General features: G+C 46.0%; 23 protein-coding genes. 14 read left to right on the top strand and 9 right to left on the bottom strand.

What is annotated here, in order from left to right; genetic code table 11:
* The 8 genes from AC1DE7_RS15555 to AC1DE7_RS15590 are packed head-to-tail and all read left to right on the top strand — an operon-like array spanning nucleotide 1 to nucleotide 8,170.
* On the top strand, nucleotides 1-1,050 hold the full coding sequence (locus AC1DE7_RS15555) for an HAD-IIIC family phosphatase (protein ID WP_477534762.1): 1,050 nt from the start codon (nucleotides 1-3) through the stop codon (nucleotides 1,048-1,050).
* 15 nt (nucleotides 1,051-1,065) lie between these two features.
* Nucleotides 1,066-1,329, top strand: a complete 264-nt coding sequence (locus tag AC1DE7_RS15560) for an acyl carrier protein (protein WP_017687156.1) — start codon at nucleotides 1,066-1,068, stop codon at nucleotides 1,327-1,329.
* A complete protein-coding gene (locus AC1DE7_RS15565) occupies nucleotides 1,326-2,210 on the top strand; it encodes a hypothetical protein (protein ID WP_017687157.1) in 885 nt (294 codons plus the stop codon). Before AC1DE7_RS15560 ends, AC1DE7_RS15565 begins: the two co-directional genes overlap by 4 nt.
* 25 nt (nucleotides 2,211-2,235) lie before the next feature.
* Nucleotides 2,236-2,976, top strand: coding sequence for a thioesterase II family protein (locus AC1DE7_RS15570; protein WP_047843826.1), 741 nt, complete (start codon nucleotides 2,236-2,238; stop codon nucleotides 2,974-2,976).
* A gap of 35 nt (nucleotides 2,977-3,011) precedes the next feature.
* Nucleotides 3,012-5,345 carry an ABC transporter permease gene (locus tag AC1DE7_RS15575; RefSeq protein ID WP_477534763.1) on the top strand — a complete coding sequence of 778 codons (2,334 nt, stop codon included), beginning with the start codon at nucleotides 3,012-3,014 and terminating at the stop codon, nucleotides 5,343-5,345.
* 12 nt (nucleotides 5,346-5,357) lie between these two features.
* A complete protein-coding gene (locus AC1DE7_RS15580; protein ID WP_047843824.1) occupies nucleotides 5,358-6,125 on the top strand; it encodes an ABC transporter ATP-binding protein in 768 nt (255 codons plus the stop codon).
* A gap of 60 nt (nucleotides 6,126-6,185) precedes the next feature.
* The gene (locus tag AC1DE7_RS15585; RefSeq protein ID WP_036615194.1) at nucleotides 6,186-6,821 is read left to right on the top strand and encodes a TetR/AcrR family transcriptional regulator; all 636 of its coding nucleotides are present in this window, start codon (nucleotides 6,186-6,188) and stop codon (nucleotides 6,819-6,821) included.
* Between the two features lie 20 nt (nucleotides 6,822-6,841).
* Nucleotides 6,842-8,170, top strand: coding sequence for an MFS transporter (locus AC1DE7_RS15590; protein ID WP_477534764.1), 1,329 nt, complete (start codon nucleotides 6,842-6,844; stop codon nucleotides 8,168-8,170).
* A 161-nt stretch (nucleotides 8,171-8,331) separates the two neighbouring features.
* On the opposite strand, the gene AC1DE7_RS15595 is transcribed toward AC1DE7_RS15590, so the two are convergent.
* The 3 genes from AC1DE7_RS15595 to AC1DE7_RS15605 form a co-directional block, all read right to left on the bottom strand.
* On the bottom strand, nucleotides 8,332-9,156 hold the full coding sequence (locus tag AC1DE7_RS15595; RefSeq protein WP_076214249.1) for a carbohydrate ABC transporter permease: 825 nt from the start codon (nucleotides 9,154-9,156) through the stop codon (nucleotides 8,332-8,334).
* Nucleotide 9,157: 1 nt separating this feature from the next.
* On the bottom strand, nucleotides 9,158-10,030 hold the full coding sequence (locus tag AC1DE7_RS15600; protein ID WP_017687164.1) for a carbohydrate ABC transporter permease: 873 nt from the start codon (nucleotides 10,028-10,030) through the stop codon (nucleotides 9,158-9,160).
* Between the two features lie 100 nt (nucleotides 10,031-10,130).
* Complete coding sequence (locus AC1DE7_RS15605; RefSeq protein WP_477534765.1) at nucleotides 10,131-11,432, bottom strand: ABC transporter substrate-binding protein; 1,302 nt, start codon at nucleotides 11,430-11,432, stop codon at nucleotides 10,131-10,133.
* 144 nt (nucleotides 11,433-11,576) lie between these two features.
* On the opposite strand from AC1DE7_RS15605, the gene AC1DE7_RS15610 reads away from it, so the two are divergent.
* Both AC1DE7_RS15610 and AC1DE7_RS15615 read left to right on the top strand, forming a co-directional pair.
* Nucleotides 11,577-13,490 carry a cache domain-containing sensor histidine kinase gene (locus AC1DE7_RS15610; RefSeq protein ID WP_477534766.1) on the top strand — a complete coding sequence of 638 codons (1,914 nt, stop codon included), beginning with the start codon at nucleotides 11,577-11,579 and terminating at the stop codon, nucleotides 13,488-13,490.
* Between the two features lie 4 nt (nucleotides 13,491-13,494).
* A complete protein-coding gene (locus AC1DE7_RS15615; protein ID WP_477534767.1) occupies nucleotides 13,495-14,304 on the top strand; it encodes a response regulator transcription factor in 810 nt (269 codons plus the stop codon).
* Here the strand turns inward: AC1DE7_RS15615 and AC1DE7_RS15620 are convergent, their stop codons facing one another.
* From AC1DE7_RS15620 to nirB, 4 genes are all read right to left on the bottom strand, one after another.
* Nucleotides 14,305-14,934, bottom strand: a complete 630-nt coding sequence (locus AC1DE7_RS15620; RefSeq protein ID WP_074095934.1) for a YfbR-like 5'-deoxynucleotidase — start codon at nucleotides 14,932-14,934, stop codon at nucleotides 14,305-14,307.
* A gap of 285 nt (nucleotides 14,935-15,219) precedes the next feature.
* Nucleotides 15,220-16,002, bottom strand: a complete 783-nt coding sequence (locus AC1DE7_RS15625; RefSeq protein ID WP_076214272.1) for a formate/nitrite transporter family protein — start codon at nucleotides 16,000-16,002, stop codon at nucleotides 15,220-15,222.
* 49 nt (nucleotides 16,003-16,051) lie between these two features.
* Nucleotides 16,052-16,378 carry a nitrite reductase small subunit NirD gene (gene nirD, locus AC1DE7_RS15630; RefSeq protein ID WP_036615174.1) on the bottom strand — a complete coding sequence of 109 codons (327 nt, stop codon included), beginning with the start codon at nucleotides 16,376-16,378 and terminating at the stop codon, nucleotides 16,052-16,054.
* A gap of 57 nt (nucleotides 16,379-16,435) precedes the next feature.
* The gene (nirB, locus tag AC1DE7_RS15635) at nucleotides 16,436-18,865 is read right to left on the bottom strand and encodes a nitrite reductase large subunit NirB (RefSeq protein ID WP_477534768.1); all 2,430 of its coding nucleotides are present in this window, start codon (nucleotides 18,863-18,865) and stop codon (nucleotides 16,436-16,438) included.
* A 275-nt stretch (nucleotides 18,866-19,140) separates the two neighbouring features.
* Between nirB and AC1DE7_RS15640 the strand changes: the two genes are divergently transcribed.
* The gene (locus AC1DE7_RS15640; RefSeq protein WP_477534769.1) at nucleotides 19,141-19,848 is read left to right on the top strand and encodes a metal-dependent hydrolase; all 708 of its coding nucleotides are present in this window, start codon (nucleotides 19,141-19,143) and stop codon (nucleotides 19,846-19,848) included.
* Nucleotides 19,849-20,089: 241 nt separating this feature from the next.
* On the opposite strand, the gene AC1DE7_RS15645 is transcribed toward AC1DE7_RS15640, so the two are convergent.
* Together AC1DE7_RS15645 and AC1DE7_RS15650 are read right to left on the bottom strand one after the other, a co-directional pair.
* On the bottom strand, nucleotides 20,090-20,410 hold the full coding sequence (locus AC1DE7_RS15645) for a hypothetical protein (RefSeq protein WP_036615167.1): 321 nt from the start codon (nucleotides 20,408-20,410) through the stop codon (nucleotides 20,090-20,092).
* 159 nt (nucleotides 20,411-20,569) lie between these two features.
* Nucleotides 20,570-21,643: a M42 family metallopeptidase gene (locus AC1DE7_RS15650; protein ID WP_315370663.1), complete on the bottom strand. Its 1,074-nt coding sequence runs from the start codon at nucleotides 21,641-21,643 to the stop codon at nucleotides 20,570-20,572.
* A gap of 602 nt (nucleotides 21,644-22,245) precedes the next feature.
* On the opposite strand from AC1DE7_RS15650, the gene spoVAC reads away from it, so the two are divergent.
* The 3 genes from spoVAC to spoVAE are packed head-to-tail and all read left to right on the top strand — an operon-like array spanning nucleotide 22,246 to nucleotide 24,118.
* Nucleotides 22,246-22,749: a stage V sporulation protein AC gene (gene spoVAC, locus AC1DE7_RS15655; RefSeq protein WP_370739100.1), complete on the top strand. Its 504-nt coding sequence runs from the start codon at nucleotides 22,246-22,248 to the stop codon at nucleotides 22,747-22,749.
* The gene (gene spoVAD, locus AC1DE7_RS15660) at nucleotides 22,746-23,762 is read left to right on the top strand and encodes a stage V sporulation protein AD (protein ID WP_036615162.1); all 1,017 of its coding nucleotides are present in this window, start codon (nucleotides 22,746-22,748) and stop codon (nucleotides 23,760-23,762) included. Before spoVAC ends, spoVAD begins: the two co-directional genes overlap by 4 nt.
* A 5-nt stretch (nucleotides 23,763-23,767) precedes the next feature.
* Nucleotides 23,768-24,118, top strand: coding sequence for a stage V sporulation protein AE (spoVAE, locus tag AC1DE7_RS15665; protein ID WP_047843814.1), 351 nt, complete (start codon nucleotides 23,768-23,770; stop codon nucleotides 24,116-24,118).
* The last annotated feature ends 69 nt before the right edge of the window (nucleotides 24,119-24,187 follow it).

Consider the following 24,187-nt stretch of genomic DNA (forward strand, 5'->3'; position numbering starts at 1 on the left):
ATGGAAAAGATCAAGGATATCAAGTGTATCGTTTGGGATCTGGACCACACCATATGGGATGGAGTTTTGCTTGAATCTGCAGATGTGCAACTGAAGCCGGGCTTAAAGGAGGTGATTGAAAAACTGGACCAGCGAGGTATTTTGCATTCTGTTGCCAGTAAAAATGATGCAGAGCTGGCTTGGGCGAAACTAAACGAACTGGGCATCGCCGAATATTTTCTATATCCCGAAATCCATTGGGATGCAAAATCCGTCTCTGTTCAGCGGATTCAGCAGAACATTAATATCGGCATGGATGCCATTTTGTTTGTGGATGATCAACCTTTTGAACTGGAAGAAGTACAAAGTGTACATGCTGACATCCAGGTACTTCATGCGGATCAATATGAAACCATGCTTGATGACCCAAGGCTGATGCCCCGATTCATTACAGCCGACTCTGCGTGCAGAAGGCAGATGTATCAGGCGGATAAGCTCCGTAAACAGGCTGAAGAACAGTATGAAGGACCTTCAGAACAATTTCTGGCTACGCTCGGCATKAAATTTTCCATCTACGAGGCTACTGAGGATGATCTTCAACGTGCAGAGGAACTTACCGTTCGCACCAATCAACTAAATGCAACGGGAATTACCTACAGTTACGAGGAGCTGCATCAACTGATGACCTCGCAGGACCATATGTTATTGGTGTGTGAACTCGAAGACAAATACGGGACGTATGGCAAAATTGGGCTTGCACTTATTCACATGCAGCAGAAAGTATGGCGGCTAAACATGCTTCTGATGTCTTGCAGAGTGATGTCCAGAGGAGCAGGGAGTGTACTGCTAACGTATATCATGCGTGAAGCTCAGAAGCAGGGCAAACAGATGCTTGCGGACTTCAGGGATACCGGAAGGAACCGAATGATGAATATCAGCTATCGCTTTGCCGGTTTCAAGCAACAATCTGCAGATCAGGAAGGAAGAGTACTGTTTCATCATGATTTACAGCAGGCTGTAGAGTTTCCAGACTACATTGAGGTTTTAGTGCCCGAGGGGCAACATCAATAACAAGGGGGAAGGGCAGTGGATTATCGTCAGGAAATTCGGGAGTTTATCGGGAACAACCTCACCATGGATCATGAGGACACTCAAATTAATGATAATGACAATTATTTTGAGCAGCGGTTCGTCAATTCGCTCTTTGCGATGCGTTTGGTGGACTTTGTAGAGCGTAGATTCCAGATTGAGATAGCAAATGAAGATCTGGATTTGGCTAATTTCTGCACGATTAACCGTTTGCATGATCTTATTGAGAGAAAGTTGACTGAGAAGGAGGCGGCACTATGATTACAGCTAATCAGGCATCCATTCGTCCAGTCACAAGTCCGGCAACCAGCCCGTCCAACAAATATATGTATTTGTTTTTGGGAATTTCCTTTGGCACATGTTATGGAATCGCAAGTTTGTTCATGTTCTTTGCGGATTTTATTGTACCCATAACAGGTGAGTTAACCTTGATGCATCCACTTGCGATCGTTGCTCTGTATTCACCTTCCATTGCCGGATTAATTACATGTTATGTGATGGGCGGAAAGGAAGCATTAAAAGGAATGTTTATGAAGCTGGTTCCGCGCAGACAGGACCTGTTCTGGATACCGCTCATTATTGGAATTTCCATCATCTTTGCATCAACAATGCACTTTGGTTCCTTGTTATTCGGCATACCGGTCCCTGAGTTGACATATAGTGTACCTGAAATGATCTGGTTGGGGATTGTGAATCTGATCAAGGAGACGGGGCTGATTGGTGGGCTGTTTGGCTGGATCGGATTTTTGCTTCCATTCTTGCAAGGGAAGTTAAAAAATAATATAACAAGTGGTCTGATTACCGGCCTGTTGTTCGGATTATGGGTGCTTCCGGGATACTTGATTTCCTCTTTTGGCACCTCAACCACTTACATATACTACGTTGTTCAGCTTATGGCATTTATCGTGTTCCAAAGTTATATCTTCAATGCAACCAAAGGTACACTTCTGTTTTATCTGCTTGCATTCTGGCTTGTAGCCACAGGAAGTCAAATTGATTTGTACTACTTTAATCCGCAAGTTCAAATTATGCAATTCTTCTTTTTTGCAATATCGGCTATTGTCATACATGTCATTTTCAAGCGTAAAAATGTGGATACTTCACTTCAGACATTCCCTGCATATGTTCTGGAAAGAAAGTAAGCCTGGTTATGGTGGTGGATAAGTGATGGAACCGATCTATTTGGAGCAGCTACAAAAGGGGGAGGGAAACAGACAAATGGTCTGTTTTCCTTATCTCGGTGGCAACTCCAACAGTTTTCAGCCCCTAGTGCCGTACCTTCCTGACACGGAAATTTGGGCGTTTACGCCCCCGGGTCATGGTCTGAACACCGAAACTCCCCTGGAGCATATGCAGCAACTCGTAGAACTGTATACCAGCAAACTGCTGGATGTTATACAGCCCGGCAGTCTGTTATTTGGACATAGTCTGGGAGGAATTACAGCCTACTTCGTTGCGCAGCGCTTATGTCAGGAACGTCCAGATGTAGCTAAAACGCTACGGCTTGTGTTATCTGCCTGCAACACGCCTGACGAATGCGGGATGCAGAATTATGATCAGATGTCAGACGAAAATCTGATTGATCATCTGTTTTCCTATGAAGCTCTTCCGCAAGAACTGATACATGAAAAAGAATTATTGAATTATTTTCTGCCCGTCATCCGGGCGGATTTCAGGATGCTGGAATCTGCAGCAACGCTTGAATATGAGCCGCTCTCATTGCCGGTATTGTATCTGTGGGGAGAACGGGATCGTACTGTTACCCTTCAATCAGCGTTGAGATGGGGCCGATATTTTGGCACATCCATGAAGCTTCAAACCATCAAAGAGGGTGCTCACATGTTCATGATGCATCAACCTTCAACGGTGGCGCATTGTCTGACAAGCTTTATGACTCCAGATAAATAGGAACAACTTGTAGATGAGAGGAGCCATGTTCGTTTATGCTGCTACGAATGCTGAGAAACGATATAACGAGAAAAAAAGGGATTACGGCTGCGTTATTTATTTTTGTACTGCTGGCCGCCTTGCTGGTATCTTCGGGGTCACGAATGATTATGGAACTGACGAGTTCCATCCAATATCTATTTTCTGAATCCAAAACACCACACTTTGTGCAAATGCATGCCGGAGAGATCGACCAGGCCAAAGTGAACACATGGGCTGAAGAAAATGCCATGGTCCAGCAGCATCAGATTGTGGAAATGGTTAACATTGACGGCTCTAATCTGTTTCTCGGAGCAGAGTCCGAAAAGAACAGCGTTATGGACATTGACTTTGTTACACAGAATCAGGGTTTCGACTATTTGTTGAATCTGGACAGTGAGATTATTCAGGTGAACGATGGCGAGATCGCGGTTCCGGTATATTACATGCAGCAAAAAAAATTGAGCGTGGGCGACCAGATTCGGATCGATAATGGTCAATTTGAGCGTTCTTACACCATCGTTGATTTTGTCCGTGATGCTCAGATGAATCCATCGGTTGTGCACTCCAAACGTTTTATCGTGAGTGCAGGGAATTTGCAGGAACTGAAGCAGAGCATCGGAGAGATGGAGTATCTCATCGAATTCCGGTTGACGGATCCCGGACTGACAAGTGAATTTACCCAGGCTTACCAAAATGCCGGACTTCCCAACGCGGGTCCAGTCGTAACCTATGGGCTGTTCCAGGTACTGAATGCGATGACCGACGGAGTTATTGCAGCCGTTATTATTCTGGTCAGTCTTGTGCTGATTCTGATTGCGATGCTTTGCATCCGATTCACGATGCTTGCGACCATCGAAGAGGATTATCGTGAGATTAGTGTCATGAAAGCGATTGGAATCGCAGAGAAGGATATTAAGAGACTGTATTTGATGAAGTATGTATTTATGGCGGGATTTGCATCCGTGCTTGGTTACATTGCATCACTTGGCGTTAACAGATTATTTGTTTCCAACATCATGTTGTATATGGGAAAAGCACCTGCAACCCTGTTGCATTTCGCGATTCCGTTATTAGCCGCTGGAATAATATTTGCCATGGTTGTTCTGTTTTGTCGAACGGTACTGCGGCGTTTTCGTTCCATCTCCGCGGTGGATGCTCTCCGTACCGGGAGCCTGGGAGATACACAGATCATTCGAAACCGGCTTAGTTTGTCCCGCAATCGCTGGTCTTCCGTACCTGTCTTTCTTGGTCTGAAGGAAGTCATACAGCGAATCAAGATGTTCCGATTATTGTTGTTCGTCTTTGTAGTCAGTTCATTTATCATGATTGTGCCGGTCAACTTCCTGAACACTTTGCAGGCGCCAAGTTTTATCTCTTATATGGGTGTTGGACAAAGTGATATTCGCATTGACTTGAGGCACACAGACGATGTGGAGCAGCGTTATGACAATCTGGTTGCCCAGATCCAAAATGATAAAGACATCAAAACGTATTCCCCATTGGTAACAAGCCAGTTCAAGATTAAAAATGCGGAAGGAAGTTACGACAATCTGAGTGTAGAAACTGGAGATTTCAGTATTTTCCCATTGTCTTATGTTAGCGGTAATGCGCCAACAACCGAGAATGAAATTGCGTTATCTGATGCCAACAGTAGCGAGCTGCGCCTGAAGACTGGTGAGCAACTTACCTTGCTGGTTAATGGCAAGGACCAGATGATGACGGTCAGCGGAATATACCAGGACGTTACGAATGGTGGGAAAACGGCGAAGGCCTTATTACCCTACAACAAGGATAGTGTGTTGTGGTACGTGGTCAGTTTGGATCTGAATAATCGCGGGGACATGGCTACCAAAATTGCTGAATATGAGGCGGCGTTCTCGCCAGCCAAAGTAACCGATCTTCAAGGTTATCTGGATCAGACGTTAGGCGGAACCATCCAACAATTGAAAATGGTGACGATGCTGGCCTTGGTCATCGGTGTCTTCATATCTATTTTAATTACAGCACTGTTCCTTCAGATGTTAGTAGCCAAGGACAACAACGACATTGCTGTACTAAGAAGCCTTGGGTTTGCCTTGTCTAAAATAAAGTTCAAGTATGTCGTGATGTCACTTGTCATATTAATCTTAGGGGTTGTTACTGGAACGATATTGTCCAATACGTTGGGTCCGTTGCTGGTTAGTGCCATTATGTCGACGTTTGGTGCTTCCAATATTGTCTTTGTTGTTAACCCGTTACAAGCATATATTTTGTGTCCATTGTTACTTGCAGGCACGATTGTACTGACAGCATGGATTAGTATCCAATCGATCAAGGAAACGAGCATATCCAAAATGATTGTCGAATAGGGAGGATCAACGATGACAACTATACTTGAGGCTAAAGACGTGAATAAATCCGTAGCGATCGGCGAGAATGAAGAACATAACATCTTAAAAGATATCAACCTTCAATTAAAAAAGGGAGAATTTGTTTCCATCATGGGGCCATCTGGCTCAGGCAAATCTACCTTACTGTACAACATAAGTGGTATGGATCAGATTAGTGCTGGAAGTGTCTATTTTAATGGAAAAAAAATATCGGCATTTGAGGAGAGGGATCTGGCAAGTCTACGTTTGACCAAGATGGGATTCATCTTTCAAAATATTCATCTGCTCAAGAATCTGAATCTATTAGACAATATCGTACTTTCCGCGTATCTGGCCAAGAATAGCAGCAGAGAAACGATTAATACACGGGCAATGTCATTAATGAAAAAAATGGGGATTGATGAGCTTGCTGGGCATAACATCACCCAAGCCTCAGGCGGACAGCTTCAACGGATTGCCATCTGCCGTGCGCTGATCAATAATCCAGATATTTTATTCGGCGATGAACCAACGGGGGCGCTGAATTCCAAATCAACGTATGAAATCATGGATATTCTGGGCGATATTAATGCAACCGGTACAACCATTCTGCTGGTGACCCATGATGTGAAAGTCGCTGCCAGATCGGAACGTGTACTGTTTATGATGGACGGTAAGCTGGTTGCAGACAGAAATATTGGAAAATATGCAAGAGAGCGTCAGGATCTGAAAACAAGGGAAAGCCATTTGGCGCAATGGTTGACTGAAATGGGGTTCTAAAAAAAGAACTCCATGACTACAATAGACCGACAGTCGGTCGAACGTATCGGAGGCCAGGATATGAGACTGATAAAAAACCCGGAAGAACGCAGGAACGAGATTTTGGATGCCGCCGAGATTCTGTTCATAACAAAGGGATATACCAAAGCTACGGTCATGGATATCCTTCAGGCGTGCAACATTGCCAAGGGTACATTTTATTATTATTTTCAGTCCAAGGAAGAGGTCATGAACGCCATCGTCATGCGTTTTATTCTGAGCGGGGAGGCATCGGCCAGGCACGTGGTGTCCGATCCCAAACTGAATGCCCATGACAAAATTTTTCGCATCATGATGGCGCAGAATCAGCCTGACGGCAGAAAACATGATCTCATCGAGCAATTGCACAGTGTTCATAATGTGGAGATGCACCAAAAGAGTCTTGTTGAGACGGTAATTCGATTAAGTCCCATCTTGGCCGAGGTGGTAGAGCAGGGCATTCAGGAGGGGGTATTTCATACACCTAACCCAAAGGAATCCATCGAATTCCTGCTCGTATCGTCACAATTTTTGCTGGATCGAGGCATCTTTCAATGGGAGGAGGAAGAACTCCAAAAAAAGGTTGAAGCATTCACACATATTATGGAACGTGTGCTGGGAGCAGAACAAGGAAGCTTCGCCTACGTCACTCGTCTTTATTTTCCGAATCAAGGTTAGCCGAGAAAGGAGTATCATCCATGGAACATACCGTTCAAAAATCATTTAAAAAGTTTCTGGTCGTATGGTTCGGTCAGCTCATCTCCATGATTGGGATTGGACTTACAGCCTTCTCCTTGGGGGTGTATGCCTTCGAAAAAACGAATACGGCAACAAGTGTTGCATTGATTACCTTATTCACGTTTCTGCCGAATATCCTGCTTCGACCTATTGGAGGGGTACTGGCAGACCGATTCGACCGTCGAACGATGATGATTATCGGCGACCTGGGGTCGGCAGCCGGTTTGATTTTCATTCTGTCCATTATGCTTACAGGTGATATCCAATTATGGCATATCTATGTGGGAGTGGCCTTTAGTTCCGTGTTTTCCGCGTTGCAGAGCCCGGCATATAAGGCCTCTGCTACGGACCTGCTGGATAAGGATCAATTTTCAAAAGGAAGCGGTCTTGTACAACTGGCTGAATCCTCGAAGTTTCTGTTTTCACCCATCATTGCGGGCATTCTGCTTAGTATAACAACCATTGAAGTCATTCTGGTCATTAATATTCTGACATTCCTGGTTGCCATTCTGGCTGTGCTGGTTATTCGGAAGAGCATGAAGGTGGAGCGAGAGGATCGAGAAGGGAAAAACTGGATCACCGATATTCAAGAGGGCTGGAGAGAAGTTGTATACAACAAGGGAGTACTGTTGCTGGTGGTGATTATTTCACTTGTCACCTTTTATCTGGGATTTCTGGAGACACTCATTGGTCCGATGCTTCTGTCATTCACGGATGCAAAGACACTTGGAACGTTTCAGTCTGTTAGCGCCATCGGCATGCTGATTAGCAGCTTGTGCATCGGCATATTTACAATAACAAAGAGATATGCAAGTGTGCTTGTGATGGGTCTGATTCTGTGCGGTTTGTCCTTTTCGCTTCTGGGCATATCCACCAACATTTATTTTATTATCTTCGCAGGTTTTCTGTTCCTGTCTTCGCTGCCGTTTGTCAATATGAGCGCAGATGTGCTGGTGCGAAACAATATCGCCAACGATAAGCAGGGCAGGGTATGGGGAATCATTGGTATTCTGTCACAACTCGGGTTTATTATCGCGTACAGTTTGGCTGGTTTTCTGGCCGACCATGTGTTTAATCCGTTACTGATGGAGGGGGGAGCACTGGCTTCGTCTGTTGGTCAAATTATTGGAACTGGGCCAGGCAGAGGTATTGCCTTTCTGTTTATCATCGCGGGTCTGTTTGTTATTCTGATCGCAATAATCACATCCCGTTTGAAAATGATCAAATCTCTGGAGCAGAGCCCAAATATAGCGGCTCCATCCGATGTTGGCGGGTTGGCGCACGATTAATTCGAATCCAACAGCGTAAGCCCTTGTCCGCAGCAACGTGTGATACTTCTTCTGTACGAAGAAGTTATTCACACGATGAGCAGACAAGGGCTTTTTTGTGCTGAGGAGTCAGAAGATGTACTTAGACAAGAGTGTTTGTGTATTTGGATTGTCGGTGGAGCTTACCCTTTAACCGCCCCAGAAGTTAGTCCTCCTACAATATACTTTTGCCCAATGAGGAACACAATTAACACAGGCAATGACGTGAGCACGATATCGGCACTGACCAGATTCCACTGGGCACTGAATTGTCCAAAGAAGTTATATACAGCCAGCGTCATCGGCCACATCTCCACTGTATTCAGCATATAGAGTGGGGCAGTAAACTCATTCCAGACACTCAGGAAATTAAGAACAAATACCGTTACCAGCACCGAGGTTAACAAAGGTACAATGATTCTCAGAAACAGCTTGATCCCATTACATCCGTCCATGATCGCGGCTTCATCCAGCTCCTTCGGGATGTTAGACACAAACGCATACGTAATGAACAGCGAGATTGGAATCCCCATAGCCGTGTAGAGCAGAATCATGCCGACATGTGAATTGATCATACCCATGGACTTCATGACTTCCATCAGCGGAATGTAGTTAAGCGGTAGGGTGATACCAAGAATCAGGAAGAAGTACAGAAACTTGCTGAGCCTCGAATGGTTACGAGATAAAGTGAAGGCAGAGAAGGCCACAACAAACACCAATAGTAGAGAAGAAGCTCCGGAATGCAGCAGACTGTTGAAAAAGGAACCTCCCAAATGTCCCTGTTCATAGACAATTTTGTAATTTTCGAAAATAAACTTCTCGGGCAGCGTCAATTTTAGCACTTTGGCCTCGGCGTCGGACTTGAATGAATTCAGTACAATGACGACAAAAGGAATCAGGACCACTAGGCTAAGCAGCCAGGCGAGTACATTTAACCCGATCGAAGCTAATCTTTTTCTCAATCGCATGTCAGTATTCCACCTTTCGGTTCATCAAACGAATGATGAAAAAGGAGATGATTGCCATGATGACAAACAGGATGGTGGATAGTGCACTTCCGAGTCCCCAATATCCTTTGGCAAAAGAGGAATAGACCGCCGTGTTAATGACATCTGTTGCGTTACCGGGGCCACCATTGGTTAACACGTATACGGCATCGAAAACTCTCAGCCCATATGTAATATTGAGTACCGTGGCGATGGTAATGGTAGGCATCAGCATCGGAATGGTGATCCGGAACAGCTTCTGCCCGAATCCGGCGCCATCAATGGATGCTGCTTCGTAATAATCGCGGGGTATAGCGAGCAGTCCGGCGATGAACAGCACCATGATGTATCCCATGCCTTTCCACGTGTCCACTGCCATGATGGATGGCATGGCCCAAGTCAGGGAGCCCAGCCAGTTCTGGGCGAGAACGTCTAGTCCCATAGAACGTAGGGTTACGTTAACGAACCCGTTGTTGGGATCGAGCAGACTTTTGAACACAAGTCCAACAATCAGGAATGATAGCACCTGTGGGGAGAAGATGATCATCCGGTGCAGATTGGCGGCCTTAACACCGCTGACCAGCAGCAGGGCCAGAAACAAGCCGAGAACCGTCTTGGCGATGGATGTAACGAGGGTGAAGAGGACTGTGTTTTTGATAAAAAGAAGATAGGTCGGATCACCCGCCAGAATGGTGCGGAAATGCTCAAGACCGATAAAGTTCTTCTCCGAACTATAACTGTTCCAGTCGGTGAAGGAATAATAGATGCCCAGCAGGGCGGGAGCAACGATGAACAGCAGATATAATACAATCGCTCCAGATGAGAAATACCAGGGATAGATTTTGTTTGCATTCATAACCGGTAACACCTTTCCTTCCTGCTAAAATACACAAGCGGGCAAATGCCCGCTGCATGTAACGCTGTTCAGCGTTTATATTTATCTGAAATATGCGCTATTATTGCCACGCTTCATCCTTCAACACTTTGGCTTGTTCAGCCCGGCGTTTATCAATATTTTGCAGAATCTGATCCGGTGTCATGGCTCCGGCGAACATACCTGATAAGTCCTTGCCAATATCCATCCATTGTGGATCAATGTATTTTACAGCGGCCTGCATAACCGTACCTTTTTCATGATTTTTCTCATAATCAATATAGTCCTGTGTCAGCTTTGGTTCGATTTCCGGCCAGCAGATCGTTAGATTACCTTCACCTTCATCGAACACACGTTGCAGATGATCATGCTCTGTAATCCAGCGGAAGAATTTCAGCACTTCTTCGGGATGTTTACTGTTTTTGTTACCAAACATCGCAGCCGATCCGCCCGGGTTCACACCAATCGTCTGATTATCTCCCCATGGCATGATGAAGAATCCCATATTGTCTTCCATTTCCGGATACGCTTCGGACACTTCCTTTTCCGTCCCTGGAACCCGCAGCAACATCGCTGCTTTCTCCTGACCAAACGCTTCAATGCCCGCTTCTACCGTATTGGACAAGAAGTCTTTGCCGAAATAACCGAGATCCGCAAATTCTTTCAACTGTTCAATGACCGTCTTGAGTTGCGTCATATCTGCGACTTTCATCTCATTGTTGTTTAATTTCTCGTAGGTTCCCGCTGTTGTTTGCTCATAGTTAGGTCCCGTTTCGAACAAAGGCAGAACCTGATACCACCCGCTGGCAGGTGCTTGATAGAACGGAATGATGTCTTTATCCTTAATTTTCTGGCTGATGGCCTTGAATTCCGCATAGGATGTAGGAGGCTCTATGCCGAGCTCTTGGAAGATACGTTTGTTATAGTACACATACCAGATTTTCGTTGGTGCAAAAGAAACCCCGTACACCTTGTCATTATGACTGACAGTTGGCAAAATCTCTTCAGACATCCGACCTGTGAATTCCTCATTGGTCAGGTCAATGGCATTCTCCTCCGGTCTTACGTTAGCCGGCATGCTCAGTGGGTCCACATCGACATTAAAAATATCAGGTGCTTCGCCAGAAGCGAGCTTCACCTTGATCAGGTCACGCCACTGTGCGTCAGGTACGACCTGGAAGTCAATTTTGACACCCGTCTCCTGCTCATATTCCTTGGCCATCGTCTGCATGATGCCTGTACGCGGAATACCGGATTGACTTGTTCCAAACGTGAGAGTCACCTTACCCGAACCTTCCGTACTTTTACCTGAGTTGCACCCGGCAAGCAGCAGAGTGGAGAGCAGGAGCACACTTGCAAGCGAAAATAGAAATCGTTTTCTCATCATTGAACCTCCCGGAATATAAAGAAAATTGTCACTTGCCGAAACGCTTAATGTAAGCGTATTCTTATGTGGATAACTTTACTGTGAACAGCGGATGTGCTCAATAGACAAAAGCGTTCTGTTGGGTGGACATTTTCGAATGGTGTGACAGATATCATCATAGGACGAGGTGTGTGGGAATTGCGATATCGATTTGGAACGCTTCAGCAAAGTCTGTTTGCCTATTACTCTGCGGTATTTATTATCTTTTCGCTGATTGTGGCGGGGCTTCTGTATGTTTTTCTCGCAAGTGACATTCGTCATCGAAGTGAAGAACAGCAGAGACAACTGGGGGTATCCATCGTCAGTAACTTGGATCAGGAAGTGGTGAAAATGAACAACTTTTCCATGAATATCGTGTACTCCAATCTGGTCAAAGAACACTTCAGTCACTACTTGGCACCAGCAGAAGGCAGTGAGCAGACAATGACGAGTGATCCGGCATTGTACAAGGATACAACCACACTAATTGATGTCATTCTCGCGATCATCAGCAGCTCCAATACAGCCAAACAGGCCAATATCTATGATGTGAATGGCAAGATGCTGGGAGCGGGTGCATTCAACGGTCAACTGTCGGTAGACCTGACTCAGCGACCGTGGTACAAGGAAACCTGGGAGCGGAGTGGCTGGCGAGTGATCCAATTGTTAGAGGGCGGAGCCTTGCCCATGCCGACCGGTGAGGGAAAATCAGATCAACCCTACATTTCGCTTACCCGTGTATACAAAGATGGCAATTATGTCAGCCAGGGCGTCGTTGAGATTTTGCAGGATGCCGGAACCCTGTTTCAGCATTTGAATGAATTGCAGACAAATAACGACGATCTTCGGATCTATGTAGTGGATGAACAAAATACAAGGTTGTTTCCACTTTCTTCGGATGCCGATGCTTCTCAAGTAGGCCATTTTGATGATGTGGACTTGATTCAAAATCTTTCATTTCCGCCTGATACGATGCAGGAGATTACCGATCCTTTGAGTCAGTCTAAACAAATGATGACGTACATGACGTCACAGGAGACGGGATGGACCGTTATTGTCATGCAGTCCAAACAGTCCCTTTTCGCGAGTCTCAACCGGATGGCTGTGATGTTTATCGGTGCCACGTTAGCTACTCTCATGCTGATTCTGGTTCTCTCGTATCTGATCTCCAAACGGGTTACATTGCCGCTACATCGTTTGCAGCGCATTATTCAGAAAACGGGTGTGAATGATCTGGTATCGGGTCAGGATTCGGCGCATTTGTTCAAGCTGGAGCATCCGGGTTCTATTCGGGAGATGGATGAGCTGAATGATACGTTTATCCGGCTGAATCAACAGCTTGTGCAATCGTTTCAGGACAGGCTGGCGATGAAATCTCAGGAGACAGAAGCGAGATTACTGGCGCTGCAATCCCAGATGAACCCGCATTTTCTCTATAACAACATTACTAATATTAGCATCATGGCGGAAGAGGGCATGAATGAGCAGATTGTCGCGTTCTGCGCCAATATTGCGTCTATGCTGCGCTATATTTCTACTCCGGGAAAGAATGGGGTTCCCCTGTCTCAAGAATTGGATTATTGTGAGCGATATCTGGAGTGTATGAAGATTAGGTTTGAGGATGATCTACACTACGAGTTTCATATTCCGGAAGAGATGAAGTATATCCAGGTTCCGATGCTGATGGTACAACCACTACTCGAAAATGCCATGAAATATGGACTGGGTGATACCCCGCCATGGAAACTGAATATTACTGGAGCTATGGATGCGGTACAGCAGACCTGGCAGATCCATGTGGAAGACAACGGGCCTGGCATGGAACCCGAAGCACTTGCCAAGATCATGCATTACATCGAACAGTCACAGGAGTGGGAGCGTATGCCTGATCTCAAAATCAACGGCATGGGACTCAAGAATATATGGGTCCGATTGAAATTATGGTATGGCACGGCAGCCCGCATGCAGATTACAAACAAGCCTTCCGGCGGTGTCCAGATTACAATAGGTGGTTCCATTCGAAAGGAGCATGACTGAACCCATGACAATCAAATATAGAACGATTATTGTGGAAGATGAAGCCCTGATTCGCCGGAATGTCTCACGCAAATTCAGAGAGTTGGACACCCGGTTCGAGGTGATTGGTGAGGCGCGGAACGGTCAGGAAGCGTTACAGCTCATTGAACATTCCGTCCCTGATCTGGTTGTAACGGATATACAGATGCCGGTAATGAATGGATTGGAACTCGCCAAATATCTGTATTTTGCCTATCCGCATGTGAAAATTGTCATTCTGAGTGGTTATCATGAATTCGAATATGCACGGCAGGCGATCAGTTACAAGGTGGAGGATTATCTGCTCAAACCATTATCGGAAGAACAGCTTCGTACACTGCTGGATGCGATGGAATTGAAGCTTGGGAGCGCTGTGGATTCGCTTTCCCATGTCAGTGCCGTGCTGGATGAACAGGTGAAGCCGGAGGATATCGCAGAGGCCGTTAAGTTGTATTTGAAGCAGAATTACATGCATGAGATTACACTCCAGGACATGGCGGGACAGATGCATTTTAGTGTGGACTATCTGGGAAAGTGTTTTAAGAAAGTAACGGGTGAGACTCCGCTAAAATATATGACAGGTCTGCGGATTAATGAAGCGAAGCGCATGCTCGTTACGCACGAGAATATGGATATCAAGACCATTGGTGGAGCGGTAGGGTATAGTGATTCCCACTATTTCAGCCGGATTTTCAAAAACAAAACGGGTATGTACCCTAGCGAGTACCGACTGCAATTGCAGGAACGAAAAAAAGCCCTGTCCATGGATGATGAGCACCATGTTGACTTGAGCTGATTACTGGGCCAGAGCTTCTTCGGTTATTTTGCGAATATCAAACGGGGAGCGGATACCTTCTTCGATCATGTCGGGGAGAATCTGTTCCAGGAAATACTGCACACAGTGGAGGTCGATATTTTTGATTTTGACCAAGGCATAACGGTACATAACGATAAATTCTTTCTCCGTATTGCCACGTTGGAGCTCAGCAAAGGCTTCATATACTTGATCCATTTTGTCTGCGACTTCGAGAATCAGTCCTTCAACCGATTGGTCTTTGCCCTCACGCAGCTGTCTGCGGAAAATAGGCTGGAACTCTTCAGGAATATTTTCATTAATAAAATGTTCAACCATGCCTTCTTCCACCTTTTGCAGCATTGAACGAAGCTCCAGTGAATAATGTTTGACGGGTGTTTTGATATCACCGATGAAGATTTCGCCATAATCATGACTGCTCGTAATTTCGTATAACTTCTTCCAATCGATGGTGGTTCCATGTTGCTCCTCAATATCTGCGAGCGTTTTGGCGTACTGTACGACTTTCCAGGAATGGGCGGATACGCTGTGTTCTTCGAATTTGAATTTGCCAGGTGTACGAATAATACGTTCAAGATCATTCAGTGACCTGAAGTATGTGTGAATCCCCATATAAGCGTTCATCCTTTGCTGGTTGAGTATAAGTGTGAGTATCCATCGACTATACGCCAGTTATGTCAACTGTGGATTAACGCGGATAGCGACGAAGGTAAAATGAAGTTTTAATTCTCTATAGAAGGACGAGAGGATGAAAGGGAACCGTACAAGAGAGTAGCAGCTTATCGACAAACAATAAAAAGCCACGATGTGTGACTGAACGTGAGTTCGGCATCCATCGTGGCTTCAGTGTGTGTAGATGTTGTGCTCTAGGCTACATAAGTGCAGTTGAATCAAGAATTATGATTTTTTTCGTACCGGAGAAGTATACCAGTACGCCATTCCAACAAAGAGGGCACCGCCGATAATATTACCAAGCGTTACCGGAATCATGTTATGGAACCAGCCTGCCATCGTGATTGTATCCGGGTGGTTTGGCAGCAGCCAGGATAAAGACAGCAAAGTCATATTGGCAACACTGTGCTCATAACCACTTGCGATAAATGCGTACAGACACCACCAGATGAGAACAAGTTTGGCGATATCTTCTTTGGAGCGAGCTGCCATCCAGATCGCCAGACAGACGAGCCAGTTACAGAGAATGCCGCGGAAGAACAACTCAGACACGGGCGCCGCCATCTTTTTGGCAGAGACGACAAATAGCAGATGTTCCGGTGTAGCCGTTTTGAACAGACCGCTACCGACAATAAGCAAACTTAGCAGGATGGCACCGAGCAGGTTACCTACAAAGACGAGCCCCCAGTTCTTCAACGTTTCGTTCACTGTGGTTCGACCAGCCAGCGTACTCATGGTAAAGAACATATTGTTACCTGTAAAAAGTTCCGATCCGGCAAAAATGACCAGCGTGAGCGCGAGTCCGAAGGACATGCCCATCAACATGGTTTGCAGTGGTGACTGTGCCGCAAGGAGCGGAGCACCAATACTGAAGATCAGAACGATGCCAAGCCCTACATAGGCACCAGCCATCAAGGCAGCAACCATATATCGTGACAGGCTTGCGTTCATTTGATCCCGTTTTTTAACCGCAGCTTCAATAATTCCCTCAACACTTGGTGTATACATCACGGTTTCCCCCATTATTTTGCATCAATCTTTGAACGTTTCAATGGAGCTATATTTCAATCCAGACCTGGCCGTTCTCTACCTTTACCGGATACATCTGTACTTGACCGTTGTCCGGTGCTTGCACAAGACCGGTAGTCAGGTCGATTTTCCAATCATACAGCGGATCGTACAGATAATGCCCGGACACGATGCCTTCAGCCAGCGGCCCACCCTTAGGGTGGGGGGTGTGATTATCCGCAGCGAAGATGGTACCATCCGATGCACGAAAGACAGCAAGCTGATGGTCCTTAATCTCAACTACTCTTCCGATTCGTGGCAGGAATTCTTCAACTACTCCGGCAGGGAAGTAGGTGCCTGATTGTTTTGTCGTCATCTTAAACCACTCCTTATCTATATTTAACATTCCGGCAGTATTATCTTGCGAGCTTACTTATGGACGAGCCGATACTTCAATTCCATGGAACATTTTACTTTGGCCTTCTTCATTGCGAATCGCTTTTTGCCAAGGTTCTTCAACATGCTCAAGTGCAAATTCAATCCGCTGCATCAACGCTTTACGTTCCTCAAGGTTATCCACAACAACCGAACGAATATGCTCCAGACCCATGCGTTCCACCCACTCGGAAGTCCGTTCCAGATAGTTACCTGTCTCGCGGTAATATTGCATGATTGCGCCGCACAGTTCAATCAACTCTTCATCCGTTTTCACTTTGCACAGGGAATCAGCAAGTCTTGCTTTAATACCGCCATTACCGCCGATAAAGATCTCCCAGCCGCCGTCGTTACCAACGATACCGATATCTTTGGTACATGCTTCTGCACAGTTCCGCGGACAACCGTTGACAGCATATTTAAACTTGGCTGGCAGATCCAGACGTTCGAATTTACGTTCAATGCGAGCGCCCATAGCCATGGAATCCTGTGTACCGAATCGGCAGAATTGGGAGCCGACACATGTTTTGACTGTACGCAGCGATTTGGCGTATGCATAACCAGAAGGCATATCCAGTTCTGCCCAGACTTTGGTCAGATCTTCTTTTTTGACACCAATCAAGTCGAGACGCTGACCGCCAGTCACTTTGACTGCTTTTACATCATATTTGACTGAAACGTCAGCGATGCGTTTGAGGTCTGCTGGTGTAGTCACCCCGCCATACATCCGAGGTACAACCGTATACGTTCCATCTTTTTGAATATTCGCGTTCATCCGTTCGTTAACAAAACGGGATTCTTTCTCATCTTCGTGTGTGTCTGGTGCAATCATGCCAAGGTAATAGTTGATCGCCGGACGACATTTGGAACAACCTTCTGGCTGACTCCAACCCAGTACATTCATGACCTCTTTGGTTGTTTGTAATCCTTTTGCACGAATCTCGGCTACGATTTCATCTCGACCCATGGAAGTACATCCGCAGATGCCCTGTTTGGCTCCAGTACTGAAACTGTCTCCAAGTACATACTGCAGAATCTGTTCCACAACCGGTTTACACCCACCGCAAGAGCGTGTTGCACCGGTACAGGCTTTGATTTCATCTACAGTGATAAGGCCCTGGTTTGTAATTACATCAACGATGGTTCCTTTGGTTACCCCGTTACATCCACAGACGATCTCGTCCTCGGGCATCGTTTCAACAGAGGTTGCTTTCTTATGACCGCCGCAGCCTGTACCCATGAGTGAACCGTACAATTCCTCGGTCATTTCGGTTTGATTTTTAATCAGTTTCTGCAACTCGGCAGAATCCGTAATGTCACCGAAGAGAACAGCGCCGACCATTTTATTATCACGAAGCAGAATTTTTTTGTAGGTCCGTTTCCAGTCATCTTTGTGCGAAATGACGGTGTGCTCTGGACTGTCGATGAATTCACCGGTTGAAAAGACATCTACACCCGAAATTTTCAATTTCGTGGATACAACTGAACCTTCATAAGGAGCGGTCTCCACACCGCAGATATGTTTCGCCAGAATCATACCTTGCTCGAACAATGGGGCAACGAGGCCGTAACATACCCCGCGGTGCTCTGTACATTCCCCGACCGAATACACATTCTCCAGGGAAGTCTGCATATAGTCATTCACGACAATACCCCGGTTCACTTCCATACCGCTTTCGCGGGCTACAGCCGTATTGGGTTTAATGCCTACAGCCATGACCACAAAATCAACATTCAGAACCGTATCATCTGCAAAACGTATCCCTTCAACGCGTTCGCCACCCAGTAGTTCGGAAGTCTGCGCACCCATCTTGAACCGGATACCCTGACGTTCGAGTTCTGCCTTCAACATGGCTGAAGCTTGTGGATCAAGCTGACGCTCCATCAGATCTTCCATCAGATGCACTACGGTAACTTCCATGCCAAGTTGTACCAAACCTTTGGCAGCTTCAAGACCAAGCAATCCGCCCCCGATAACGGCCGCTCGTTTATACTGTTTGGCAGCTTCCAGCATGACATTACAATCGGCGATATCGCGGAAACCGACAACACCTTCTTTGTCATGTCCTGGTACAGGGAGAATGAAGGAGTTGGAGCCAGTCGCAATGATGATTTTGTCATAAGGAACGCGAGTTCCATCTTCAGTCACAACTTCGTGTGTCTCGGCATCGATTCGTGTAACCGTTGTGCCTGTGTGCAGCGTAATGCCGTAATCTTTATACCAGTGAAGGTCGTTCAGCACGATATCGTCCAGTGTTTTGCTTCCTTCCAGTACATAAGACAACATAATGCGGTTGTAGTTAGGATAGGGCTCTGTGCCAAAAACGGTAATATCAAATCGCGTAGTTAATTTCAAAATTTGCTCAACGGTACTGATTCCTGCCATTCCGTTACCTATGATAACGAGTTTCTCTTTTTTTCCGTTCATGTGTGTATGCCTCCTTGGATAGACGCTGTACATTACCAACAATTTTAGTGGTTTATATTTGAAATTATACAAGTAGTTGACGACAGTTTATGTGATTTAATTCACTAATAAAGATAGAAGAGTCATAAATATAATAATGTGAGCCCCATCACAGAAAGTGATATTTATTTTCATACAAATAAGAAATGCGAACTATTGTTCTTATTTTGTTTTCGTTGTAAAATCGAAACTGGGCCGTATTGTTCCCGATTTCTTCGAAAGGACGTTTTTGCATCATGATGGGAAGATCTCACCTTATTATCGGGACCGGCGTGTCGCTTTCTGTTCTGCAGTTGGCCGGTATGCCGGTGACTGCGCCGGCAGTTACGGTTGCTCTGATTGGTTCGTTATTGCCTGACATTGATGAGCCAAATTCGCTGCTGGTATCCAGAGCCTTGCCTAACAGTCTGATCAGGTTGTTACAGACGATTCTGTTGCCCACAGCTGTATTTGTGTACTTCTATGTTCATGCCAAACCATGGAACCTATTGCTTGCGATCCTCATTGCGCTTGTGTCATTCCTGCCTTCGCGTTCGCTTCGCAAAGTGTTGATGTTTGCGATTGGACTCGGGCTGGTCTTTTATGGTCACGCGTTCGCACCGTGGAACTTGATTGCAGGCAGTTTGTTAATGCTCTGTACCACACTGACTCATAGGGGACTGACACATACCCTGTACGGAACCGCAATATGGGCGGGCTTGTTGTACAGCACGACCCAGCAGCAGGGTCCGGAGATCTGGGTAGCGGGAGGCACGGCATATGCGATGCATCTGTTGGCCGATTCACTAACCAATCGGGGTATTCGTCCGTTACCACCGCTCAAGTGGCGCATACGGGTGAATCTGATGAGTACAGGGACCAAGCGTGGTGCCGTTGTAGAGAATGTCTGCATTGTGCTTACACTTATTTTGGCCTGGATTGCATTCTCAACGCTATTTCTATAGCCATCCAAAAACGCCAGCCCGCATATTGTGGGCTGGCGTTTACAGGTATGCATTTCATAATGAATGGATCGTGGATCGTAATAATAACCTAGCCAATTCAGGATTGAGAAGGAGAATCAGTCAGGTCGTCAATATCGGAAGAACCAAATACAAATAAAACAACAAGAATGACAATGATCAGTAGTTCAGCGAACCCATTTCCGTCAAAGTCAGACATCACTTCAACCTCATTTCTTGGCGTTTAGGAATTGATTCTCTGTTGGAAAGCGCGTATAACGTCATTCAACGTCATATCGCCACCGATCTCATCGAGGAATTGCACCAGTTTGTCTTGATTCGATGGTGTAATATTTTGTAGCGATTTATACTGCCCGACCAGTTCAACAACCAGTGTAGCTTCTCGAAACAACGTGACCGCATCCACTCTTAACTTCCCACTTACCAGTAATGCTGCAACGATAAGTTCCAGATTTCTTCCTTTAAGGTTGCCATTGAGAAGGGTGTTTGCGGCATTTGTTTTTTTGGAACCTTTATTCGATTTTCCATTCCTTCTCACTGCCATAACAGGTCCCCCGCTGTTTGGTGTTTAATTCATCTTCCGTTATTGTATCTTATGTGTAATTCCCTATAATGTTCGGCCTATTAATCTACGTGTCTAACTGATATCGTTGTGAATATAAAAAAGAGACCTCCCGATGGTTAGGAGGTCTCTTGTCAACTGTTACGCGTTATTAATTATGGTATTCATCGTTGTCCGATCCAGACCTTTGACCAACTTCACGATCAGTTCTTTGGCCGCATCGTAGTCATCCGTATGAATGATGGAAGAAGAGGTATGGATATAACGTGCGCAGATACCAACAACTATTGATGGTACACCAATGCCACTCAGGTGAACTTGACCTGCATCCGTACCCCCTGGTGAGATGAAATACTGCATTTTAATCTGATTGGATGAAGCCGTATCTTGAACATATTCCACCATTCCGCGATGGGTGAACATACCAGGGTCAAAAATACGAAGCAATGCGCCTTCTCCGATATGTCCAAATGACTGTTTGTCACCTGTCATATCATTTGCCGCGCTACAGTCCAGTGCAAAGAAGATATCAGGCTGAATCAGATTGGCCGCCGTACGTGCACCGCGAAGCCCCAGTTCTTCCTGAACCGTTGCACCAGCGTAAAGCGTGTTAGGAAGTTTTTCCTTGTGCAGCGCTTCAACCAGTTCAAGTGCAAGTCCTACGCCGTAACGATTATCCCACGCTTTGGCCATAATTTTTTTCGGGTTCGCCATAGGCGTAAATTCACAGATCGGTACGATCTGCATACCTGGGTGGATGCCCCAAGATTCTGCTTCCGCACGGTTGTCTGCTCCAATATCGAGATACATTGAATTCAGATCCACAGGTTTATTCCGCTGGGACTCGTCCAGCAAGTGTGTAGGAGTAGAACCTACAACTCCGGTAATCCGACGATCAGGTGTGATGATTTCCAGTCGCTGAGACAGTACAGCCTGACTCCACCATCCACCCAGTGGACGGAATTTGACCATACCCGTTTCGGTAATACCTGTAGTCATGAAACCTACTTCGTCAAAGTGTCCGGCTACCATAACTTTAGGACCGGATTCCTCCCCGCGTAATACACCAAATAGACTCCCCAGGCGATCCTGGACGAACTCATCGGTATAAGCGGAAAGCTTATCTTTCATCCAGCCGCGAAGCTCACGTTCAAAACCGGATGCGGAAGGAAATTCCGTCAACGTACGGAACATATCCATCGTTTTTTCATTCATGTGTCAACAACTCCTCTGTTGGTATGTATTTCAGGTCACAGTAGAACGGCTACCCGCCTGTTGTCCTTTAAGATGCTGAGGACTTGTTATTTAACCACTGGTCACATTACAGTATGAACCTTGCGCAAGTGATTGTCCATGTTTATGTCACGTATTTAAGGCATATTTTGGGCGCTTACCGTGTCCAAGTTTCATGACTCTATCCGCTGTAGTCGCAGTCCTGATGCCACTTCAATGAATATGAATATATGGAGGAGATGTCATCATTTTGTGAAGTTCTTTATTTCAATATTTGTTTGTCTGTCTACAGGAAGGAGCTAAATATCCAATGAAGCCTCCAGAAGAGGGCACGGAAAAAGTACTGTTTATCTTTCTTTTTATCTTGCTCGTGATTGTTCTTCTTTATTTATAGACGTATCTAAAAGTCCTCAGATCCGGCGTATTCCCATCTTGCTTTCACAACATAATCTTGTTGGAAACATATGCTGTCTGTCGCCGGATACATAACCTTCCGATTATTAACAAACAATGAATATAGGATTACACACATTGGCATTCAGCCGTAGCTTTGAACCATTTTCACATAGAGGAGGTCTTGTAACTTGCCAGCTCAATCTACATCCGGAAGCGAAAAAAAATCATCGTCCCTGTCCATGGATGAAAAGGAGTACAAAAAAGTCGCAAAAAAACATGAGCCGCCTCGTCCAATCCTGAAAAATTGCCTCAAAGCATTTCTGGTTGGGGGTACCGTCTGTTTGATTGGACAGGCCATTCAAGAGGCTTTTATGGCCGGTTTCGACATGACATCGAAGGAAGCTTCCAGTCCTACGGTGGCGGTCATGATTCTCATATCGGTTATTCTAACGTGTCTCGGCGTTTACGATAAAATGGCTCAATGGGCAGGAGCGGGAACGGCTGTACCGGTTACCGGATTTGCCAATTCCATGTGTTCTGCTGCACTGGAACATCGTGCTGAAGGACTGGTGCTCGGTGTAGGGGCCAACATGTTTAAACTTGCTGGTTCCGTTATCGTGTTTGGTGTCGTGGCAGCATTTGTCGTAGGGATTGTTTACGCCTTTTTGGGATTTGGAGGTGGGCACCTGTGAAACGATTGGGTCGCCAGACATGGCAGTTTGAGAATCGTCCGCGGATCATCGGTAAATCCGCAGTTGTAGGACCAGAAGAAGGCGAGGGTCCACTGTCATCTGATTTCGATTATGTCTACGACAACCTCGAGATCGGCGAGAAAACGTGGGAAAAGGGAGAACGTAAACTGCTCGAACAGGCCTCCCAATTGGCTTTGATAAATGCAAATATCACCAAGGAAGAGCTTCAATTTTTTGTTGGTGGAGATCTGATGAACCAGATTATCAGCAGTTCCTTTTCAGCGCGAAAACTGGGTGTGCCTTACTTGGGTGTCTTTGGAGCCTGTTCTACTTCCATGGAAACGTTAGCGTTAGCGTCCATGATTGTTGACTCGGGAGCTGGAGATTATGTCCTTGCAGGAACGGTGAGCCACAACTGTACGGTGGAGAAACAATTTCGGTATCCGACGGAGTATGGCTCCCAGAAGCCGCCTTATGCGCAATATACCGTCACAGGAGCAGGGTGTGGTGTGGTCTCCCGTACTGGTGATGGTCCCGTTGTTACCAAAGCCACCATTGGACGCATTATGGATTTGGGCATCAAAGATCCCTTTAATATGGGTTCAGCCATGGCGCCAGCAGCAGCCGACACTATAATCTCTCATTTCAGGGATACGGGATTGGAACCCGGCTATTATGATCTCATTGTGACCGGGGATCTGGCTTCCGTCGGTCTGCCAATTACGAAAGAGCTTTTGCAAAAAGAAGGCATTCCCATGGAACAGACGGTATTTAATGATTGCGGCCTGATGATCTATGATCGGGAGAAACAGCCTTATGTGGTTGCCGGGGGAAGTGGCTGCGGATGTTCTGCCACCGTCACCTATGGTCACATTTTGAACCGAATGCAGAAGGGTGATCTTAAACGGGTGCTCGTCGTAGCTACCGGGGCGCTGTTATCTCCGATTTCGTACCAGCAGGGTGAAAGTATTCCTTGTATTGCACATGCCGTAGCTATTGAAAAGGAGGGATAAAGGTAATGCAGTTCTTGTGGGCATTTATCGTTGGCGGTTTGATCTGTGTTGTCGGACAGCTTCTAATGGATGGGGTTAAACTGACGCCAGCTCATACCATGAGTACACTTGTTGTGACAGGTGCGCTTGCGGATGCATTTGGCGTGTATGACCCCTTGGTTAAATTTGCAGGTGCGGGTGCTACCATCCCCATCACAAGTTTCGGTAATTCCTTGGTGCACGGGGCATTGACGGAGTTGGAAAAAGAGGGATGGCTGGGTGTGATTACAGGGATTTTCGATCTGACTGCGGCGGGAATATCGTCAGCGATCATCTTTTCTTTTCTCGCGGCATTGGTGGTTAGACCAAAAGGCTAACATAGAATGAGAAATCTCCTTGAACATATTGCGATTCAGCAGAGGCTCCGGATAACTTGTATCCGGGGC

The organism is Paenibacillus sp. 10L310 (assembly GCF_056395745.1).

Excerpts from the sequence above, each read along its gene's own strand:
- AC1DE7_RS15565 (WP_017687157.1), top strand. The coding sequence starts at position 1,326 with ATGATTACAGCTAATCAGGCATCCATTCGTCCAGTCACAAGTCCGGCA.
- AC1DE7_RS15570 (WP_047843826.1), top strand. The coding sequence starts at position 2,236 with ATGGAACCGATCTATTTGGAGCAGCTACAAAAGGGGGAGGGAAACAGA.
- AC1DE7_RS15575 (WP_477534763.1), top strand. The coding sequence starts at position 3,012 with ATGCTGCTACGAATGCTGAGAAACGATATAACGAGAAAAAAAGGGATT.
- AC1DE7_RS15580 (WP_047843824.1), top strand. The coding sequence starts at position 5,358 with ATGACAACTATACTTGAGGCTAAAGACGTGAATAAATCCGTAGCGATC.
- AC1DE7_RS15585 (WP_036615194.1), top strand. The coding sequence starts at position 6,186 with ATGAGACTGATAAAAAACCCGGAAGAACGCAGGAACGAGATTTTGGAT.
- AC1DE7_RS15590 (WP_477534764.1), top strand. The coding sequence starts at position 6,842 with ATGGAACATACCGTTCAAAAATCATTTAAAAAGTTTCTGGTCGTATGG.
- AC1DE7_RS15595 (WP_076214249.1), bottom strand. The coding sequence starts at position 9,156 with ATGCGATTGAGAAAAAGATTAGCTTCGATCGGGTTAAATGTACTCGCC.
- AC1DE7_RS15600 (WP_017687164.1), bottom strand. The coding sequence starts at position 10,030 with ATGAATGCAAACAAAATCTATCCCTGGTATTTCTCATCTGGAGCGATT.
- AC1DE7_RS15605 (WP_477534765.1), bottom strand. The coding sequence starts at position 11,432 with ATGAGAAAACGATTTCTATTTTCGCTTGCAAGTGTGCTCCTGCTCTCC.
- AC1DE7_RS15615 (WP_477534767.1), top strand. The coding sequence starts at position 13,495 with ATGACAATCAAATATAGAACGATTATTGTGGAAGATGAAGCCCTGATT.
- AC1DE7_RS15620 (WP_074095934.1), bottom strand. The coding sequence starts at position 14,934 with ATGGGGATTCACACATACTTCAGGTCACTGAATGATCTTGAACGTATT.
- AC1DE7_RS15625 (WP_076214272.1), bottom strand. The coding sequence starts at position 16,002 with ATGTATACACCAAGTGTTGAGGGAATTATTGAAGCTGCGGTTAAAAAA.
- nirD (WP_036615174.1), bottom strand. The coding sequence starts at position 16,378 with ATGACGACAAAACAATCAGGCACCTACTTCCCTGCCGGAGTAGTTGAA.
- nirB (WP_477534768.1), bottom strand. The coding sequence starts at position 18,865 with ATGAACGGAAAAAAAGAGAAACTCGTTATCATAGGTAACGGAATGGCA.
- AC1DE7_RS15640 (WP_477534769.1), top strand. The coding sequence starts at position 19,141 with ATGATGGGAAGATCTCACCTTATTATCGGGACCGGCGTGTCGCTTTCT.
- AC1DE7_RS15645 (WP_036615167.1), bottom strand. The coding sequence starts at position 20,410 with ATGGCAGTGAGAAGGAATGGAAAATCGAATAAAGGTTCCAAAAAAACA.
- AC1DE7_RS15650 (WP_315370663.1), bottom strand. The coding sequence starts at position 21,643 with ATGAATGAAAAAACGATGGATATGTTCCGTACGTTGACGGAATTTCCT.
- spoVAE (WP_047843814.1), top strand. The coding sequence starts at position 23,768 with ATGCAGTTCTTGTGGGCATTTATCGTTGGCGGTTTGATCTGTGTTGTC.